Below are 20,285 nucleotides of genomic sequence, written 5' to 3' on the forward strand. Positions count from 1 at the left end.
AGATGCATCGCGACGGCAAGGGAGTGAATCCCCGGGAGCATAGCAAACTATGTGACCGGGGTGAGCGAGTGCCGCCAACAAAGAGGCAACTTGAAAGATGACGGGTATATATTAATTTATTAGCTATATTACTTATGATGGCATCTGATCTTTTCCATCTACATGTTTTTCATACCGGATGCATTCCATTTTTTGGCGTGTCTACTTCATATAATGATTTTGTATTTTATAGTTCTATTGTACTAGCCATATTATGTAATATCACATTTATGATCGCACACAGCAGGCATTATAGGAAAAACAAGTGGTAATTTTGCCGGTAAAACAACACTATTTTACCGGCAAATAAATTAATAAACGCGATCATCCCAAATACTATAAGCACTTGTCCCTGCTATATGATGAGTCCATGTGATACTCTTATAACGTAAAGATATCGTTTCCTGCGGCTGTGCGCCAGCATGTGTTATCGAATGGGGGTGATAAACAGCTAAATCAACTATCGTCGCCTCAATTACCTTTATAGTATAATATAACTCCTGAATCCCGGATTGATTCGTTCGATAAATATCAAACATACCGTCCAATACTTCATTTTCTGACATCGCTATTCCCAAAAGCGGTGACGATTTATCAACAGGTTTTTTAAATGTTATGGGATGGTGTTTACCCAATGGAATTAAAATCATTCCGATTTTATAGGTTAGAAATTAATTAAATTTAGCCATCAGTTAACATTGAAACACTTTATTACAATTATTATCAATTTGATACAATTAAAAATATTTAGCAACAATTTGTAGAAAATTATTTATATTTTCTGGTCTTCACTTATATTTAATACTTGTTGAACAATGGAATTAATATAATATGTTTACCTAATCTCTCAATCTGACTACATCTTCCAAGATGCAGCCAAAAAAGCGGTTTAAAATATTATGAATCAACAAAATTAATTGGAAAATTATATGGATAATCAAAACTTAAATTCTAACTCCAACGCTATGTCTAATGACCATCAGGAAGTATTTATTCCTGATGGTCAGTCCCTCAGTAGCACAGAAGGTGTGAAATGGATTGGTCAAGCATGGCAACTTGTCAAGAACAAATGGGGCATGTGGATACTACTCTATATTGTCTATTCTATATGTATAGCTGGTTTCATGCTTATTCCTTTTATCGGAATATTTGCCTGGTTTTTGAACCCAGTATTTATCGGCGGTATAATTGCCGTGTGCGAAAAACAGAGGACTAGCGGAGAATTCGAACTAGGGCTGTTATTCAACGGATTTCAGAAAAACTTTGCATCACTGCTTGGCATTGGTGCTTTAACGATTGGTATTATACTCCTCGGTGTTATCGCAATGTTTATTGTCGGAGGTAGTGCCGTAATTCATCTTCTATTAGTCGCTCAACATGGTGAAATCCCAACCGAAATACTTCAAAATGGCCTGTCCTCATTACTTCTTAGTCTCTTTATTTTGATGGTTTTATCAATTGTGAATGCCGCATTGACCTGGTTTGCACCAGCGCTAATTGTTATTCATAATTTGAAATTTGGTGCTGCCATATCAATGAGCCTGACAGCAGTGAAAAAGAATCTATTACCTGGTTTATTATTCTTTATCACCTCCGCCATCATTATCATAATCTCGGTAATGACTTTTGGTTTAGGTTTTCTAATCTCTATACCAATACTTTTAGTTAGTCATTATTCCTCCTACCGCAGCATTTTTATCGGTAAGGAGAAATCATTTACATTTTAATTAGCTAGAAGATACATCTACTATTTGCTGAAAATAATTACTTTATTTTCAGCAAAATATAACGAAGACAAAAAAGTGCCAATTTGGCATTCAGATCATGAACAAATCTCGATATTTCAAAATGAGGTTTGTTTTTTCATGATAAAAGATCGGTATTGAAATATCGATATTAATTAAGTTATATGATAGAAACTACAATATATTACATAAATATCTTAGTTATTTAGATAATGATAAAACCATTTGATCAAGTTAAAAAATAAATAGCAAAACATTGTTTATAAATCCACCACATTGTTAGTTAATTACTCCTATTTAGTGCTTGTTGATTAACAAATTTAATATATTATACTTACCAGCTTTTTACGGATGATTGTAACTTTGAAGATGCAGACAGAAAAAGCGATTCAATAAATTACAAGTCAATAATTAAATTGGAAAATACATGGATAATAAGAACCTAAGTTTTAATTCCAACGCTATATACAACAATCAGGAGGTATTTATCCCTGGTGGTCAATCCCTCAGTAGCACAGAAGGCATGGAATGGATTAGTCAAGCATGGGATATCGTCAAACGTAAATTGGGTATGTGGATACTACTTGGTATCATTTATTTCATTATCATATCTGGTTTACAGCTTATTCCTTTCCTTGGGATATTTACTGTACTTTTTGGTCCGGTATTTTTTGGTGGTATTATTGCCGTGTGCGAAAAACAAAGAACAACTGGACAATTCGAAATAAAGCTACTATTCAACGGATTTCAGAAAAACTTTGTATCACTGCTTGGCGTGGGTGCTTTATCATTTGGCATCATTCTTCTTGGAATTGTCGCAATGTTTATTATCAGCAGTAATACAATGGCTCATATATTGTTAGATAGCCAATATGACGAGATCCCGGTTGAAGTATTTCCAAATGATCTATCTCCATTATACCTTGGTGCCTTTGTTCTGCTTATTTTTAACATTTTTGGTACTGCTTTAACCTGGTTCGCACCAGCATTAATTGTTATCCATAATTTGAAATTTGGTGCTGCCATATCAATGAGCCTAGAAGTTGTGAAGAAGAATTTATTACCCGGTTTCCTATTCTTCATGGTCATGGCAATAATGTTCATAATTTCTATCATGACTTTAGGTTTAGGTCTTTTAATAACCATTCCCCTATTTTTAGTCAGCTATTATTCCTCTTACCGTAGCATTTTTATCGGAAAGGAAAAATTATCTTCTTTAATTAGTTAAATCTTTACTAAATCTAATAACTTTATTTTCAACAAAAAAATCAATAGAGAAGAAGCAAAAAGCGCCAAATCTGGCGCTTTTCATTAATACAATAATCAACCAATATATTCCAAACCACCCATATATGGACGCAATACTTCGGGTATTTCAATACGACCATCGGCTTGCTGATAGTTTTCCATAATGGCAACCAGAGTACGGCCTACAGCTAAACCAGAGCCATTCAGAGTATGGAGTAATTGAGTTTTCTTATCCTCTTTACCGCGGAAACGTGCTTGCATACGGCGCGCCTGGAAATCCCACATGTTAGAACAGGAAGAGATTTCACGATATGTGTTCTGAGCTGGTAACCACACTTCCAAGTCATAAGTTTTGCATGCGCTAAAACCCATATCACCGGTACACAATAAAACTTTACGATATGGCAGGTTCAGTAATTGCAGTACTTTCTCTGCATGTCCTGTCAATGCTTCCAATGCATCCATTGATTCATCAGGATGAACAATCTGAACCAACTCAACTTTATCAAACTGGTGCATACGGATCAGGCCACGAGTGTCACGACCATAAGAACCCGCTTCTGAACGGAAGCAAGGGGTATGAGCGGTCATTTTCAATGGCAGTTCATTTTCATCCAGAATGTCACCACGAACCAAGTTGGTTATCGGAACTTCAGCAGTTGGGATCAGCGCGTAATGGCTTTCCGCCTCTTCTTCCAGAGGCTTAGTATGGAAAAGATCTTCACCAAATTTCGGCAATTGACCCGTACCATATAAGGTTTCATGGTTTACCAAATAGGGAACATAAGTTTCCAAATAGCCATGCTGTTCTGTGTGAAGGTTTAGCATAAATTGCGCCAAGGCCCGATGCAGACGGGCAATTTGCCCTTTCATCACCACAAAGCGTGAACCGGTTAGTTTAACCGCGGCGGCAAAGTCCAGACCATTGGTCAATTCACCTAATGAAACATGATCTTGAATTTCAAAATCATATTTACCTGGCTCACCCCAACGGCTCACTTCCAAATTATCGTTCTCATCTTTACCTACCGGTACAGAGTCATCTGGAATGTTAGGGATACTTAAAGCCAAATCACGGATTTCAGCTTGAAGTTTTTCCAGTTCGGCTTTCGCTGTATCCAACTTTTCACCTAACTGGTTCACTTCCTGACGTAGCGGATCAATATCTTCACCACGGGCTTTTGCTGCACCAATAGCTTTCGATCGGGAATTACGTTCTGCTTGCAGGGTTTCAGTTTCAACTTGTAAAACTTTACGGCGCTCTTCTTGTTTGCGCAGCGTATCCACGTCAAGGGTATAACCCCTGCGAGCCAGTTTTTCGGCGACTGCGTCTAGCTCATTACGCAGTATGTTTGGATCGAGCATGCTAGTCCTGTGCTTGTCGTTATTAAGTTATACCCGTTATCTTTCAAGTTGCCTCTTTGTTGGCTGCACTCACTCACCCCAGTCACATAATTCGCTATGCTCCCAGGGATTCGCTCCCTTGCCGTCGCGATGCATCTTGAAATCCATTAGGTATAGATGATGTGAATAGGCCCACACAAGTTGATGGGCCATAAGATATTTTACCTGCCAACCTTACCGCAACAATAATGTTAGCGATAGCGTTTTATCGGGCTATTTTGATCCTGTTCAGCAAGCCAGGCGAGTTTATCGCCTATTTTACTTTCTAGCCCTCGGTTAGTCGGATGATAATAGCGGGTTTCCCCCATCTCAGGCGGAAAATAAACTTCACCCGCCGCATAAGCATTAGGTTCGTCATGGGCATAACGATATTCCTCGCCAAGCCCCATCCCTTTCATCAATTTTGTCGATGCATTGCGTAAATGAGCAGGAACATCATAATCAGGTTTTTCCTTCGCATCAGCTATTGCTGCTTTAAAAGCGGTATAAACAGCGTTGCTTTTCGGTGCACAAGCAAGATAAACAATAGCCTGAGCAATCGCCCTTTCACCTTCTGCCGGCCCAACACGGGTAAAACAATCCCATGCAGCAATCGCTACCTGCATTCCCCTAGGATCGGCATTACCAACATCTTCGGAAGCAATAGCCAATAAACGACGGGCAACATATAACGGATCACCACCGGCAGTAATAATTCGAGCATACCAGTAAAGCGCAGCGTCAGGTGCAGAACCACGAATAGATTTATGCAGTGCTGAAATCAAATCGTAATAACGATCACCTTTATTATCAAAATGCGCACTTCTCTCTCCACTGACTTCTTTCAATAGCCCCGGAGTCAAAACCCTCAGCCCCTGAGCATCGGTTTCTGCCACATCCGCCATCATTTCAAGCAGATTCAGTGAGCGACGAGCATCGCCTGCAACCAGTTCCGCCACCATACGACGGGTGTTTTCGGGCAAAACGATATTCTGTCCACGATAACCACGCTCTTTATCATTCATGGCCTGCTCAAGAACCTGCTCAATCTCTTCTGTTGTCAATGACTTAAGTAGATAAACACGCGCTCGTGAAAGTAATGCGGAATTCAGTTCAAAAGAGGGATTTTCTGTCGTCGCACCAATAAAGGTGATCGTGCCATCTTCAATGTGTGGCAGAAAAGCATCCTGTTGACTTTTGTTAAAACGATGTACTTCATCAACAAACAAGATAGTTCTACTCCCTGCATTCCGGTTCTGACGCGCTTTTTCAATCGATTCACGTATCTCTTTGATACCGGAAGTGACCGCAGATATCCGTTCAACATCAGCCTGAGCATAATACCCAATAATTTCAGCTAATGTTGTTTTGCCCGTCCCCGGTGGCCCCCATAAAATCATGGAGTGCAGTTGTCCAGCCCGGATAGCCCTTGGCAGAGGTTTTCCCTCAGCGAGTAAATGCCGCTGCCCGATATATTGCTCTAATGTTATCGGCCGCATACGCGCGGCCAATGGCTGAAATTCATTTTGAGAAAAATCGAGTGACAGGTTGTTCACTTAAACCTCACTGGCGCTGATCATCCAGCGTAACACCTTTCGGTAGCGTAAAACTGAACTTTGCCGCATCCACATGGGTATTTTGCTGCTCTTTTAATTGATAAGCACTCTTTTGTCCATCCTGCTCAATAGCAGAAAATTTTTGGATAGTGCCATCCGTCGTGACGGTAATCGAGAAACGTTTCAGATTACCAGTGACATTATTCGGCGTCAGTTCAAAATCATTCCCTTGCTGGCTAATTTTATATTGGGACCAATCTTTAGCATCGTTACGAGTAATTAACATAAACGGCGTGTTACCTGTAGCATCTTTCAACCAATTAGCCGTTACCTGCTCAACAAATGGATTATAAAACCACAATGTTTTACCATCCGATACCAAGACGCTTTCATCAGGTGATGTCATATGCCAGTTAAATAGGTTTGGTCGTTTAACCCACAATTGCCCTTCACCTTCCTGAATTGTTGCTCCATCATCACTGGTGACGGTTTGAGTAAAGCTGGCATGAAAACTGTTTACTTTACCCAAACGCTCCTGCAAATCCTGGCTGGCATTTGCCCATACCGCATTGATACTCATGCCAGCCATTAAACAACCAATCAATATCAGATTTTTCATATCAGAGATACCTTTCTCAATGTTATTACTTCACGTGATTTATTATCAGGGTCTTCAACGTTCAATATTCACTATACCCTATGGATTTCAAGATGCATCGCGACGGCAAGGAAGCGAATCCCCGGGAGCATAACGAACTATGTCACCGGGGTGAGCGAGTGCAGCCAACAAAGAGGCAACTTGAAAGATAACGGGTATATCAGCTCTCATGTGGCGGTGGAGCTAATACTTCACGATTACCATTATGACCCGGAGCACTGACAATCTGCTGTGCCTCCATCTGTTCCACAATACGCGCCGCTCGGTTATAACCAATACGGAATTGGCGCTGGACACCAGAAATCGAAACTCGTCGTTTTTCCGTTATGAATTGAACTGCCTGATCAAACAGGGCGTCTAGCTCTTCATCGCTGTCAATGCCTAAGCCACCTTCAGCATCATCACCACCACTGAGAATGCTATCAATATACTCTGGACGACCACGAGCTTTCCAATCATTAACCACTTCATGAACTTCCTGATCCCGAACAAATGCACCATGTACACGCACCGGAATTGAGGAGTTTGGCGCCAGATAAAGCATATCCCCCATGCCCAACAGGGATTCAGCGCCGCCTTGATCAAGGATAGTGCGGGAATCAATTTTGCTGGAAACCGTAAAGGCAATACGAGTCGGAATATTCGCTTTAATCAAGCCGGTAATAATATCGACAGATGGGCGTTGAGTCGCCAGAACCAAGTGGATACCAGCCGCACGCGCTTTCTGTGCTAATCGGGCAATCAGCTCTTCAACTTTTTTACCGACGGTCATCATTAAGTCAGCAAATTCATCTACCATAACAACAATATACGGTTCTTTTTTCAGCACCGGATGAGTAACATCCATGCTGTCACCCGGCTTCCAGAATGGATGAGGAATTGGGCGTCCCATCTCTTCTGCCTGCTTAACCTTTTCGTTATAACCCGCCAAATTACGCACACCCAATGCAGACATCAGTTTATAACGGCGTTCCATTTCACTGACACACCAGCGCAGTGCATTAGCAGCATCTTTCATATCAGTAACAACTTCGGTTAACAGATGCGGAATACCTTCATAAACCGATAACTCCAACATTTTTGGGTCAATCATAATAAAGCGGACATCTTCTGGTTTTGCTTTATAGAGGATACTGAGGATCATGGCGTTGACACCAACAGATTTACCCGAACCGGTTGTACCCGCCACCAGCAAGTGCGGCATTTTACCTAAATCAGCGACAACCGGCTGGCCGCCAATATCTTTACCCAACACAATTGTCAGTGGTGACGGATTATCGCGGAATTTTTCACAATCCAATACTTCACGCAAATAGACCGTCTGGCGCTTTTTATTCGGCAATTCCAAGCCAACATAAGGTTTACCCGGAATCACTTCAACAATACGCACAGCGACCGCTGATAGAGAACGTGCTAAATCTCTTGATAAGTTAGAAATACGTGAGGCTTTAACACCCGGAGCCAAATCCAGTTCAAACCGGGTAATCACCGGACCGGGTGAAAAACCCACAACATCAGCTTTAACTCGATAATCACTCAGACGCGCTTCAATCAAACGGGACGTTTGCTCAAGGGCAAACATATCAATGGGTTCTTCTTCCGCTAAAGGACTGGTTAGCAGATCGAGCGAAGGCATTGGTGTCGTTGGTTTTGGCAACGGTTGATCGTTACGAACTAAAAACGGATGGAATAAGCTATCTTGCTGCGGTTGCTGCGGTTGCTGCGGTTGCTGCGGTTGCTGCGGTTGCTGCGGTTGCTGCGGTTGCTGCGGTTGCTGTACAACATTGTGTACAGATGCTGACACAAAAGCAATTTCTGTGGGTCGTTCTGATTGATTTTCCGGTGCTGATTGAGCAGAAGGCATAAATAACGGCTCTGCCGGCTCTTTTTCAACTAAATCTTCAACCGGTGAAAAGTTATTTAAAATCGATAAACTCTCCAGAGCAGAAAGCTCTTTTTTTTCCTGGTGACCTTGCGCCTGATAACGCTTATATTGCGGCTGCTCAACTGTCTGTTTGACAGTCTCTGTCGCTGTTTGAGCCCGTTTTTCCACCGAAGGCTCATTTTCCAGCTCAAATGGATTCTGTCTTATCTGAGGCTGGATTGGGGCCTGTTCTTCTGTATCCGTCGTAATACGATAACGCTCGCGCTGTTGTTCAAGAAACTGCTGACTCAGCAACGCTTCTTGCTGTTTATCAGACTCAATATCATCATCCGCTCCACCTGCTTGTTGTTTGACCTCTTCTTCACGCTGTTGTTCTGCAAGACGTTGTGAAGGCACTTTAATGCCATACAGTTCACGGCGGGTTGGAATACGGACAGGATTAGGACGGGGTAGTTCTGGCCCGATTCCTTGCTTAACCTGAGAGTTGCCTGTTATAACCGTTGCAGAGGTTGAGGTTGCTGCTACAACATTTTTTGGTTCTGTTTCAGGCATAAAAGTGAAGGTGTCGCTGCTATTCCGGCTATTTTCGACGGGCTCAAATGTTGGCGTCGCTTCACGATTAAATTCAGATATAGGTTCAAAATGGTACTCAGCAGGCGTTTCAAATACATAACGAACAGGTTCGTCATTATTCTTTTCGCTCTCTTCTACTAATGACTGAGGCCGTGCAATATCATCGGATGTATTAACCAGAATTTCAGGTTCAGCATCAATATCAGCCATATTAGTGGTAGGAATATCTATTGGCTGTTCTTGTTCGATTTCTGCTTTCACCAATTCTGGTTCGTCCAGTTCAGCTTTTGCTAACTCTACGGCTGAAGGTACTGTAAATAGTACATCATCATGATCAATATCAGCCGCTGTAAATTCAAATTCTGTTTTATCATCGGCGGGATCTTCCCTCTCAATAGCCGTTTCACCGTATGGCATATATTCCTGTTCATTACGGCTACGATTGGTAATAAATCCTATTGCTCCCAGAATTACTGCTCCCGTTTTTTCAGCAATGGTTAACCATGACCAACCAGTAAATAACGTCAACCCAATTGCCCAAATACACAGCAAGACCAAAGTTGCGCCTAATTCATTAAACCAAGGCAACATCGCACGACTAAACAGACTGCCAATAATACCGCCGGAAGCAAAGTAATGGAGATCGTCAACATTCAGTGCCGCTAATCCACATGAAGTCAAAACGATTGCCAATGCGCCAATAACGCGCAAAGCCAACGCAAAGAAATCGACATACTCTCGGTCATCATGTTGCTTAAAAGCAGTCCAGCAACCCAATATCATCACTGGGGGGATGACATAAGCTAGAATGCCAAATGCAGAAAACAGCGTATCGGCCAGCCATGCACCCACACCACCACCCAAATTATGCACTGGCTCATGCCATGCAGTCTGAGACCAACTGGGATCAGAAGGGTTAAAACTGACAAGTGCGACCAGCAGATAAGCCGCTAGGATAACAATGACAAGCAATACAGCTTCTAACAGCCTGCGCCCACTACTCAGTCTCTTTAATTTAATATTTTTATCTTCTGTATATTCCTGGCTCAAGAAAGGCTCTCCAGGTTTCCTGTTGATTTAACGGAACAACGCCGAGATAGCTCAGCGTTGAAACTGTATGCATAAACAGGAGTGTACCTAAATTTTTCCAGTTTTGCACCTGTACATTTTTGGTAAGATTTTAGCGAGTCTTAATGACCAGACGATTGCTCTGCTTAACTTCTTCCATCACAACATATGTGCGGGTGTCATTAACACCTGGCAAACGCAACAAAGTTTCGCCTAGCAACTTACGATAAGCTGACATGTCTGGTACGCGAGTTTTCAATAGATAGTCGAAATCACCAGAAACTAAGTGGCATTCCTGAATCTCTTCCAATTTTTGTACAGCAGCGTTGAATTGTTCAAAAACATCTGGAGCACCACGGTTTAAGGTAATTTCAACAAATACCAGCAAAGATGCATCCAAATAGTGAGGATTCAGCAATGCCGTGTATCCAGTAATAAACCCTTGGCGTTCCAGACGACGAACACGCTCCAGACACGGAGTTGGAGACAAACCTACCCGTTTAGACAGTTCTACATTAGAAATTCGCCCATCTTTCTGTAGCTCATTTAGGATATTACGATCTATGCGATCAAGATCTTTTCCCGGACGTTTTTTATTATCTATCATTTTGTTGATCTCTCTTTATTTTCCTACACCCATAACATTTTCCCCTATCTCTTGAGTTTGAGTTGGAAAAGATGTCTTAAAGTTAAAGCCTCGCTCTATCAGCGTAAAGCAACCCACAGGCCATTTTTTTAATGCTACACTAGAGGGAATTATCCGCATGTCGATTTTTATAGAAACGAATTTAGCGAGGTGGATAATTATCTCTTACAGTGATGTTTTCGCAAATGCACAGCCGATTGTCAAAGTAAATGAGCAAAAATCAGAACAACCTGTGGAACAAATTTTCAGTTAATCGTTTCGATAGTCTATCATTAATTAAAAACGAGCAAATAAAACCCAAACAGCACTAAAAGGACACTTTTCTCAGGTTAAAATCATTGTTAGTTAATATCTATCGGTAAAATCGTTAGTAACATGAGTCTTTTAACTTTTTTTACCCTCCTATTTCTCCTACAATCGTTCGATATTCGATAGGTGATAAATGGAAATGAGGTATTCATGAGCGCCGCCAAACACCACAAACTCATTATTCTTGGCTCCGGTCCAGCAGGCTATACCGCTGCGGTTTATGCTGCCCGAGCAAATTTAAATCCGGTTCTTATTACCGGGGTTGAAAAAGGCGGTCAATTGACTACAACCACCGAGGTCGAAAACTGGCCGGGCGATCCTGAAGATTTGACCGGCCCAGGGTTAATGGAGCGCATGCACCAACATGCTGAAAAATTCCAAACTGAAATCATTTCTGACCATATTCAAAAAGTTGATCTGCAAAACCGGCCTTTACGCCTTTATGGTGATGAACAAGAATATACCTGTGACGCACTGATTATCGCAACAGGTGCTTCTGCCCGTTATTTAGGTTTACCTTCTGAAGAGGCATTCAAAGGGCGTGGTATTTCAGCCTGTGCAACTTGTGATGGTTTCTTTTATCGTAACCAGAAAGTCGCCGTTGTTGGCGGTGGTAATACTGCGGTAGAAGAGGCCTTATATCTGGCAAATATTGCAGCGGAAGTTCATCTAATTCATCGCCGTGATACATTCCGTTCAGAGAAGATCTTGATCAGTCGCCTGATGGATAAAGTCAAAAATGGCAATATCATCCTGCACACCGATCGTATTCTGAATGAAGTACTCGGTGATGATATGGGCGTTACCGGTGTTCGCCTACGCGATACCCAAAGTGGCGCTACAGAAGAATTGGCGGTTACCGGCACCTTCATTGCTATCGGCCATACTCCCAATACCGCTATCTTTGAAGGCCAATTAGAACTGGATAATGGTTACATCAAAGTTCAATCCGGTTTACAGGGTAACGCCACTCAGACCTCCATTCCCGGTGTATTCGCCGCCGGTGATGTCATGGATCATACCTACCGACAGGCAATTACGTCCGCCGGTACAGGTTGTATGGCAGCCCTTGACGCAGAACGTTTCTTAGATGGGCTAGCCGCTAAATAAATTCTTTTTCTTTCAAGGCGCTATTTCGGTAGCGCTTTTTAACATGTAACATATCAGCAGGATGTTGACACATAGGATATGTCCAGCCTTTTGGTACACCATTACCCTCACCTGTTAAATTAGAATTTTTCCTTATGGACAAAATAAGACAGTATGAATTAGTTCGCTGGCTGAAACAGCAAAGTGCCCCGGCCCAACGCTGGCTCCGCCTGTCCATGTTATTTGGCTTAATCAATGGATTATTGATTATTGCTCAAGCTTGGCTACTGGCCTCAATTCTGCAAGCTTTAATCATGGATAATCTTCCACGCGAGCACATCACGAACGAATTTTGGTTGCTAGCAGCCGCCTTTGTGTTACGAGCTATCATCAGTGCCATTCGGGAACGAATCGGTTTTATCTGTGGCAAAGTCGTGCGTCAGAAAATCCGCGCTATGGTATTGGATAAGCTGGAACAACTTGGCCCAATGTGGGTTAAAGGTAAACCAGCCGGTAGCTGGGCAACCATTATTCTTGAGCAGATAGAAGATATGCAGGATTATTATTCCCGCTATCTGCCACAGATGTCTCTCGCCGTCATAATCCCTATTCTTATTCTGATCACCCTATTCCCTGTTAACTGGGCTGCCGGGCTAATTTTATTCGCTACTGCTCCCCTGATCCCGCTGTTTATGGCGCTGGTTGGTTTAGGCGCCGCAGACGCTAATCGGCGTAATTTTGTCGCACTAGGGCGATTAAGCGGTAATTTTCTTGATAGGTTACGTGGGTTAGAAACGTTGCGCTTGTTTTATCGCGGCAAAGTAGAAACACAACAAATCAACGAATCCACCGAAAACTTCCGTTGCAGAACGATGGAAGTGCTGAGATTAGCGTTCCTTTCTTCTGCGGTGCTGGAGTTCTTTGCTGCCATTTCTATTGCCGTTGTCGCTGTCTATTTCGGTTTCTCCTATTTGGGGGAGCTTAATTTTGGCAGTTACGGGATGGGCGTTACCCTGTTTGCCGGTTTTCTGGTGTTAACCCTCGCCCCAGAATTTTTTCAGCCATTACGCGATCTGGGTACTTATTATCACGCTAAAGCACAGGCGATTGGGGCCGCCGAAGCATTAGTGACTTTATTGAGCAGTGATGGTGAATATGCGCCTGCCGGTGGTGATAAAACACTTCCCCCCCAAGATCCGTTGACCATCATTGCTAATAATCTGGAAATTTTGGCCCACGACGGCAACCGGCTTGCTGGCCCGTTGAATTTTACTATAGAGAAAAATCAACGGGTGGCATTAGTTGGTCAAAGTGGAGCAGGTAAAAGTTCCCTCTTGAATTTATTGTTAGGGTTCCTGCCCTATCGTGGTTCAATACAAATTAATGGCACTGAACTGTGTGAGTTGGATCAACAGAGATGGCGTGATCAACTGAGCTGGGTTGGACAAAATCCACATCTGCCTGAGCAGACTTTGCTTGATAATATTCGTCTGAACCAACCTAATGCCAATCAACAACAAATCCATCAGGTTATGGAACAAGCATACGTCACTGAATTTATTCACGATTTACCCGATAGACTGAATACCATCATCGGTGATAATGCAGCACGATTATCCGTTGGTCAGGCCCAACGTATCGCTGTTGCCCGTGCCCTATTGAAACCTTGCCGGTTATTATTACTGGATGAGCCTGGCGCTAGCCTGGATGCGCATAGCGAACAACAGGTGATGAAAACACTCAATCAGGCATCTCATCATCAGATGACCCTGTTAGTTACCCATCAATTGGAAGAAACGCTGGAATATGATCAGATTTGGGTCATGGAAAAGGGGTTGATTATTGAACAGGGAGATTACCAATCGCTAAGCCAATCTCAAGGGGTATTCACCCGCCTGTTATCCCATCGAAGTGAGGAGCTGTAATTATGCGGGTATTGCTTCCTTTTCTGGCGCTCTATCGCCGTCATTGGTTTCTTATCAGTTTAGGCATGGTTCTGACCATTGTTACACTACTCGCCAGCATAAGTTTGCTGACCCTCTCTGGCTGGTTCCTTGCAGGCGCAGCACTAGCAGGTCTTACCGGTTATACATTCAACTATATGCTACCGGCGGCCGGTGTCCGTGGCTCAGCCATTCTTCGAACTGCCGGGCGCTATGCTGAACGGTTGGTTAGCCATGATGCCACTTTCCGGGTATTGGCACATTTACGGGTTTTTGCCTTTCAGAAAATTTTGCCACTTTCACCGGGAGGAATAGCTCGTTTTCGCCAAGGAGAATTATTAAACCGACTAGTTGCTGATGTTGAAACATTGGATCATCTCTATTTACGGGTGATTTCGCCGATATTATCAGCTCTTATCGTTATCATGGTCCTCACTTTCGGCCTTGGCTTTCTGGATCTCACATTAGCCTATACCCTTGGCGGTATTATGCTGGCTCTGTTGATCCTGCTGCCATCAATATTTTATAACGCAGGTAAATCCGTTGGCCGCAATCTGACTATTCTGCGTGGTCAATACCGCACCCAACTCACAGCGGCATTGCAAGGACAAGCTGAATTGATGGTATTCGGTGCTGCTGGCCGTTTCCGCAAGTCAATGGCTGATATTGAGTCACGTTGGTTAAGACATCAGCAACAGCAAGCGAACCTAACCGGCTTGTCACAGGCAGTCATGATTTTTGCCACCGGTATGACCGTTACATTGATTTTATGGCTGGCAGCGAACGGTGTGGGAGGAAACAACCAGCCGGGGGCATTAATCGCACTGTTCGTCTTCTGTTCTCTTGCCGCATTTGAAACTCTGGGCCCTGTCACTGTTGCATTCCAACATCTAGGTCAGGTCATTACCTCTGCAACCCGGGTTTCTCAATTGATGCAACAAGAACCGGAAGTAACGTTTCCTACATCAGGGCCGGAAAGTTCAGCTCAAGCCAGTATTGATATCAAAAATATCAGTTTCACTTATCCTGATCAGCCAATGGCCGTCCTGAAAAATGTTTCTCTCTGCTTGAAAGCAGGGGAACATGTCGCGCTGTTAGGCAAAACCGGTTGTGGTAAATCTACCTTGCTACAATTATTGACCCGGGCCTGGGATATTGATTCAGGATCAATCTGTCTGAATCAGCATTCTATTACTGCTTATGACGAATCAACTCTGCGCAGTATGATATCGGTTGTTTCACAACGTGTTCATGTGTTCAGTCATACTTTACGACAGAATTTATTACTGGCAAAACCAAATGCAACCGATAATGAACTAGAAATTGTGCTGAAACAGGTAGGTTTAAGCAATCTACTGGAAACCAATGAGGGACTAAACTGCTGGATGGGTGAAGGCGGTCGTCAGTTGTCAGGCGGTGAACAGCGCCGCATGGGAATTGCCAGAGCGCTACTGCACTCGGCGCCACTGATGTTACTGGATGAACCTACGGAAGGACTCGATGCGGATACTGAACAACAAATTCTATCTCTATTGCGTCAGCATTGTCAGCATAAGTCACTGATTATTGTCACCCACCGCCTGTACGGGCTTGACCATATGGACCGTATTTACGTCATGGATGGCGGCACTATTATTGAACAAGGGCAGCATAATGAATTACTGGCTCAGCAAGGTCGCTATTATCAGTTTTATCAGCGGCCACATCAGATTCGTCTTGAACCGGGGCAGTAACACACGATGCCAATAATTCAACTGAATACTGATTCATATGATTTTCCTCACCCGAAAGAAGCACTAACGGAGCCTAACGGCCTACTGGCAGTCGGGGGAGATTTATCCGCTAAGCGATTAAATGCAGCCTACCATCAAGGTATTTTTCCCTGGTTTTTACCCAGTGAAATGCCACTTTGGTGGTCCCCTGATCCGCGTGCGGTGATCATTCCGGGTGAATTGCATATCGGCCGAACCCTACGCCGGTTTCTGCGCAATCCCCCATACCATATTACGGTGAATCATGCTTTTGAACAGGTGGTTCATTTCTGTGCTCAACGGCAGGAAGGAACATGGATAGGCAAGGATATTCAACAAGGCTATAAAAAATTATATCAGATAGGACAAGCGCATTCAGTAGAAGTCTGGCACAATGAGCGGATTGTTGGTGGTTTGTACGGTGTCAGCGTTGGCACACTATTCTGCGGTGAGTCTATGTTCAGCAGAATGGAGAATGCATCCAAATGTGCGTTCATTGCCTTCTATCGCCATTTTCTGCGACACGGTGGTGAACTACTGGATTGCCAAGTGCTTAACCATCACACAGCTTCACTGGGTGCAAAAGAGATCCCTAGGGAAGAATTTATTCAGTATCTTTATCAATTCAGAAATCGGTCATTAAAACCTGGTTGCTGGTTACAACAAGTACTGGAATTATAATCAACATTTGACCGATTCATGTTGCTGATAACATAAATATCACTATGCACTATTTGCAAAATAACGGGTTAAAATACAACATTCCTTTACATAATGAGGGTTTTTCGGCATTATCTTGCCCGTTAAAAACGATGGTTATTAAACTTAGAGGATTAGATGGCCAAAGAAGACAATATTGAAATGCAAGGTACTGTGCTAGACACACTACCAAACACTATGTTCCGCGTTGAATTAGAAAACGGGCACGTAGTCACTGCTCACATTTCAGGTAAAATGCGTAAAAACTATATTCGCATCCTGACAGGCGACAAGGTTACAGTTGAGCTGACCCCATATGACCTGAGCAAAGGCCGTATCGTCTTCCGTAGCCGCTGATTCATTACCGTTTTCAGATATTACACCACAGGTAGCAACTTTGTATTTAACAACGTTGTATTCACCTGTGGTGTCGCTCTTCTATTAGTGCACTACATCTTCCGGCTTCTGCTTATAAGCATTGCTGAAATCGTAGGTCAGTATGCGTTTTGCCTTATCCAAACCAATACTCACCGAGCCACCGTGAACTAATGAGCCGAATAGGAGTTCATTTGCCAACGGTTTTTTCAAGCTATCCTGAATAACCCGCGCCATTGGACGAGCACCCATTGCTTTATCATAGCCTTTATCACATAGCCATTGACGAGCATCCGCACTGACCTCCAGCGAAACGCCTTTGTCATCCAATTGTGCTTGCAAGGCGACAATGAACTTATCAACTACCTGTTGAATGACTTCAATAGAAAGCGTATTAAACCAGATGATACCATCAAGACGGTTACGGAATTCCGGTGTAAACACTTTCTTAATTTCTTCCATTGCATCGGAGTTGTTATCCTGCTGCTTAAATCCAATGGATTTGCGCTGTGTTTCACGTACACCCGCATTCGTTGTCATGACTAAAATGATATTACGAAAATCCGCTTTGCGCCCGTTGTTATCAGTCAGAGTACCGTTATCCATGACTTGCAATAACAGGTTAAATACATCTGGATGTGCTTTTTCAATCTCATCAAGCAGCAATACTGAATGAGGATGTTTAATCACAGCATCCGTCAGCAATCCTCCTTGATCAAAACCAACATATCCCGGTGGTGCGCCAATTAAACGACTTACTGTATGGCGTTCCATATATTCTGACATATCAAAACGCAATAATTTGATATTCAACACCTTAGCAAGCTGTACGGTGACTTCCGTTTTCCCTACGCCTGTCGGACCTGCAAGTAGGAAAGAACCCACCGGTTTATTATCCTGCCCCAACCCTGCACGACTCATCTTAATGGCTTCGGTCAATGCCGCAATCGCGGTATCCTGACCGAATACCAACATTTTCAGCCGCTCATCCAGCGTTCTTAGGACATCTTTATCACTGGCAGAAACGGTTTTTTCAGGAATCCGGGCAATCCGGGCAACAACGAATTCAATATCCGACACATTAATCGTTTTTTTACGGCGACTAATCGGCACCAGACGAGTACGCGCCCCAGCTTCATCGATCACATCGATCGCCTTATCCGGTAAGTGGCGATCAGTAATGTATTTCACCGATAAATCAACCGCAGCACGGATAGCTTTCGTGGTATAACGTACATCATGGTGCGCCTCATATTTTGGCCGCAACCCTCTAATAATCTGTACCGTCTCTTCGGGTGAAGGTTCAACAATATCAATCTTCTGAAAACGACGCGCTAATGCCCGATCTTTTTCAAAAATATTACTGAATTCATGATAGGTCGTAGAACCAATCACTCTGATACGTCCACTGGATAACAATGGCTTAATCAGATTAGCCGCATCAACCTGCCCCCCTGACGCAGCCCCCGCACCGATAATGGTATGGATTTCATCTATAAATAGAATACTTTTTCTATCCTGCTCAAGGGTTTTTAACAATGCTTTGAAGCGCTTCTCAAAATCGCCACGATATTTAGTTCCCGCTAGCAATGAACCAATATCCAGCGAATAAATCGTACAATCTGCCATCACTTCCGGTACATCTTTTTGCACAATCCGCCACGCCAGCCCTTCTGCAATAGCTGTCTTACCAACCCCCGATTCTCCGACCAACAATGGGTTGTTTTTTCGACGGCGGCACAATATCTGAATTGTTCTTTCTAACTCATCCTGGCGGCCAATCAATGGATCAATCTGTCCTCTTTGAGCGAGTTGATTAAGATTAGTTGTAAAATTTTCCAACCGATCCTCTCCTGTAAGCTGCTCTTCTGCTGATTGCGTACCTGTCTCCTGATGATCCGATTCCGAGTCCTCTTTTTGAGTTCCGTGAGAAATGAAATTAACCACGTCCAGACGACTCACATCATGTTTACGCAGCAAATAAGCCGCTTGAGACTCCTGTTCGCTAAAAACAGCCACCAGCACATTAGCACCAGAGACCTCTGAACGCCCAGAGGATTGAACATGAAATACCGCGCGCTGAAGAACACGTTGGAAGCTCAACGTTGGCTGAGTCTCCCGCTCATCATTTTCAGGTAACAACGGTGTCGTTTGTGAAATAAAATTCTCCAGCTCCTTACGCAATTGAGCCAGATTGACCTTGCAGGCTTCCAATGCTTCACGCGCTGATGAATTACTTAACAACGCCAGCAATAAGTGCTCCACGGTCATAAACTCGTGTCTGTTATCCCGTGCTTTAGCAAAGGCGATATTAAGACTAAGTTCAAGCTCTTGATTGAGCATAAGCACCTCCCCCTAAAAATCAGTATACCTGGTCAAACTTTTTCCAGCGTACAAAGTAATGGATGCCCATACTCCCTGGCATACATATTTACCTGGGCTGCTTTAGTTTCTGCCACCTCAGCAGTATAAACCCCACAAACAGCCTTCCCTTGATAATGGACATCCAACATTAATTGCGTTGCCCGTTCAATATCATAAGAAAAGAACTTTCGTAATACGTCAACTACAAACTCCATCGGAGTGTAATCATCATTGTTAAGAATGACCTGATACATCGACGGCGGCTGCAATTTTTGCTGTCGCTCATCCTTAATAGATTCCTTACTTTTCAAACTATTATGATACTCGTTCATTATTTTCCCAACGGATTAATCTCTAAAACCAGCCACTGCCAGCAAATAAATTATGTTGCCATTTATCTTATCATTATCTGGGCAACTCCTTTTACCACAGACTATTCCCCTATGAAAACTCGGCATAAAAGTGCATGAACGAAACTCATATCGTTATCTATATCAAACTTTAGTCATTCAAAACAACCAGACATTTGTTCTGTGCTTGACGAGAATTTGATTTTTACTACAGTATGTTTTGTGAACAAACATAGATAATGTCACTGTTTACATGTGATTGTTTACGACTGTTATATTAATGGCTCATCTCAACCGAAATCATTAAACGAGGGATGTAGAAGTATGGAGACAGGTACTGTTAAGTGGTTCAATAATGCTAAGGGTTTTGGGTTTATTTGCCCGGCAAGCGGCGGAGAAGATATATTCGCTCATTACTCAACCATTCAGATGGACGGTTACCGGACGCTGAAAGCGGGCCAAAAGGTGAATTTCAGCGTTCACCAAGGACCAAAGGGAAATCATGCCAGTATTATTGTTCCTCTTGAAAACGAACCCAAAGGCTAAATAGCCTGGCCTGTGGGTCATAACCAGGTATTATTTTCATACGCCGCAGGCAATTACC

Annotated in this window: 15 protein-coding genes and 1 pseudogene; 8 read left to right on the plus strand and 8 right to left on the minus strand. The window is 43.1% G+C overall.

Annotation, left to right across the window (positions count from 1 at the left end; translation table 11 throughout):
• Nucleotides 1–350: 350 nt before the first annotated feature.
• A pseudogene (gene tssD / locus ACGF49_RS17140) lies at nucleotides 351–665 on the minus strand (type VI secretion system tube protein TssD); the annotation flags it as partial.
• Between the two features lie 303 nt (nucleotides 666–968).
• Between tssD and ACGF49_RS17145 the strand changes: the two are divergent.
• Nucleotides 969–1,766, plus strand: a complete 798-nt coding sequence (locus ACGF49_RS17145) for a BPSS1780 family membrane protein (RefSeq protein WP_229015637.1) — start codon at nucleotides 969–971, stop codon at nucleotides 1,764–1,766.
• Between the two features lie 445 nt (nucleotides 1,767–2,211).
• Nucleotides 2,212–3,012, plus strand: a complete 801-nt coding sequence (locus ACGF49_RS17150; RefSeq protein ID WP_113042230.1) for a BPSS1780 family membrane protein — start codon at nucleotides 2,212–2,214, stop codon at nucleotides 3,010–3,012.
• Between the two features lie 95 nt (nucleotides 3,013–3,107).
• On the opposite strand, the gene serS is transcribed toward ACGF49_RS17150, so the two are convergent.
• From serS to lrp, 5 genes are all read right to left on the minus strand, one after another.
• Complete coding sequence (gene serS / locus ACGF49_RS17155) at nucleotides 3,108–4,397, minus strand: serine--tRNA ligase (RefSeq protein ID WP_112878978.1); 1,290 nt, start codon at nucleotides 4,395–4,397, stop codon at nucleotides 3,108–3,110.
• Between the two features lie 230 nt (nucleotides 4,398–4,627).
• The gene (locus ACGF49_RS17160; protein ID WP_113042229.1) at nucleotides 4,628–5,971 is read right to left on the minus strand and encodes a replication-associated recombination protein A; all 1,344 of its coding nucleotides are present in this window, start codon (nucleotides 5,969–5,971) and stop codon (nucleotides 4,628–4,630) included.
• A 7-nt stretch (nucleotides 5,972–5,978) separates the two neighbouring features.
• Complete coding sequence (gene lolA, locus ACGF49_RS17165) at nucleotides 5,979–6,590, minus strand: outer membrane lipoprotein chaperone LolA (protein WP_387492029.1); 612 nt, start codon at nucleotides 6,588–6,590, stop codon at nucleotides 5,979–5,981.
• A gap of 199 nt (nucleotides 6,591–6,789) precedes the next feature.
• Nucleotides 6,790–10,137, minus strand: a complete 3,348-nt coding sequence (locus ACGF49_RS17170; RefSeq protein ID WP_387492031.1) for a DNA translocase FtsK 4TM domain-containing protein — start codon at nucleotides 10,135–10,137, stop codon at nucleotides 6,790–6,792.
• Between the two features lie 130 nt (nucleotides 10,138–10,267).
• Complete coding sequence (gene lrp / locus ACGF49_RS17175; protein WP_011145896.1) at nucleotides 10,268–10,762, minus strand: leucine-responsive transcriptional regulator Lrp; 495 nt, start codon at nucleotides 10,760–10,762, stop codon at nucleotides 10,268–10,270.
• A gap of 498 nt (nucleotides 10,763–11,260) precedes the next feature.
• Between lrp and trxB the strand changes: the two genes are divergently transcribed.
• From trxB to infA, 5 genes are all read left to right on the plus strand, one after another.
• Nucleotides 11,261–12,220, plus strand: coding sequence for a thioredoxin-disulfide reductase (gene trxB / locus ACGF49_RS17180; RefSeq protein ID WP_113042226.1), 960 nt, complete (start codon nucleotides 11,261–11,263; stop codon nucleotides 12,218–12,220).
• A gap of 134 nt (nucleotides 12,221–12,354) precedes the next feature.
• Entirely contained in the window at nucleotides 12,355–14,124 is a 1,770-nt protein-coding gene (cydD, locus tag ACGF49_RS17185) for a cysteine/glutathione ABC transporter permease/ATP-binding protein CydD (RefSeq protein ID WP_113042225.1), read from the plus strand.
• 2 nt (nucleotides 14,125–14,126) lie between these two features.
• Complete coding sequence (gene cydC / locus ACGF49_RS17190; RefSeq protein ID WP_113042224.1) at nucleotides 14,127–15,875, plus strand: cysteine/glutathione ABC transporter ATP-binding protein/permease CydC; 1,749 nt, start codon at nucleotides 14,127–14,129, stop codon at nucleotides 15,873–15,875.
• Between the two features lie 6 nt (nucleotides 15,876–15,881).
• Entirely contained in the window at nucleotides 15,882–16,574 is a 693-nt protein-coding gene (aat, locus tag ACGF49_RS17195; RefSeq protein WP_113042223.1) for a leucyl/phenylalanyl-tRNA--protein transferase, read from the plus strand.
• A 156-nt stretch (nucleotides 16,575–16,730) separates the two neighbouring features.
• A complete protein-coding gene (gene infA, locus ACGF49_RS17200; protein ID WP_002211347.1) occupies nucleotides 16,731–16,949 on the plus strand; it encodes a translation initiation factor IF-1 in 219 nt (72 codons plus the stop codon).
• Nucleotides 16,950–17,033: 84 nt separating this feature from the next.
• Here infA and clpA read toward each other — a convergent pair whose 3' ends face one another.
• Both clpA and clpS read right to left on the minus strand, forming a co-directional pair.
• The gene (clpA, locus tag ACGF49_RS17205) at nucleotides 17,034–19,310 is read right to left on the minus strand and encodes an ATP-dependent Clp protease ATP-binding subunit ClpA (protein WP_387492037.1); all 2,277 of its coding nucleotides are present in this window, start codon (nucleotides 19,308–19,310) and stop codon (nucleotides 17,034–17,036) included.
• A gap of 32 nt (nucleotides 19,311–19,342) precedes the next feature.
• Complete coding sequence (clpS, locus tag ACGF49_RS17210) at nucleotides 19,343–19,663, minus strand: ATP-dependent Clp protease adapter ClpS (protein ID WP_113042221.1); 321 nt, start codon at nucleotides 19,661–19,663, stop codon at nucleotides 19,343–19,345.
• A gap of 342 nt (nucleotides 19,664–20,005) precedes the next feature.
• Here clpS and cspD point away from each other — a divergent pair, with 342 nt between their 5' ends.
• On the plus strand, nucleotides 20,006–20,227 hold the full coding sequence (gene cspD / locus ACGF49_RS17215) for a cold shock-like protein CspD (protein WP_036814644.1): 222 nt from the start codon (nucleotides 20,006–20,008) through the stop codon (nucleotides 20,225–20,227).
• Nucleotides 20,228–20,285: the final 58 nt, after the last annotated feature.

The sequence above is a fragment of the Photorhabdus sp. RM96S genome (genome assembly GCF_042879335.1).
Lineage (GTDB): Bacteria > Pseudomonadota > Gammaproteobacteria > Enterobacterales > Enterobacteriaceae > Photorhabdus > Photorhabdus kayaii.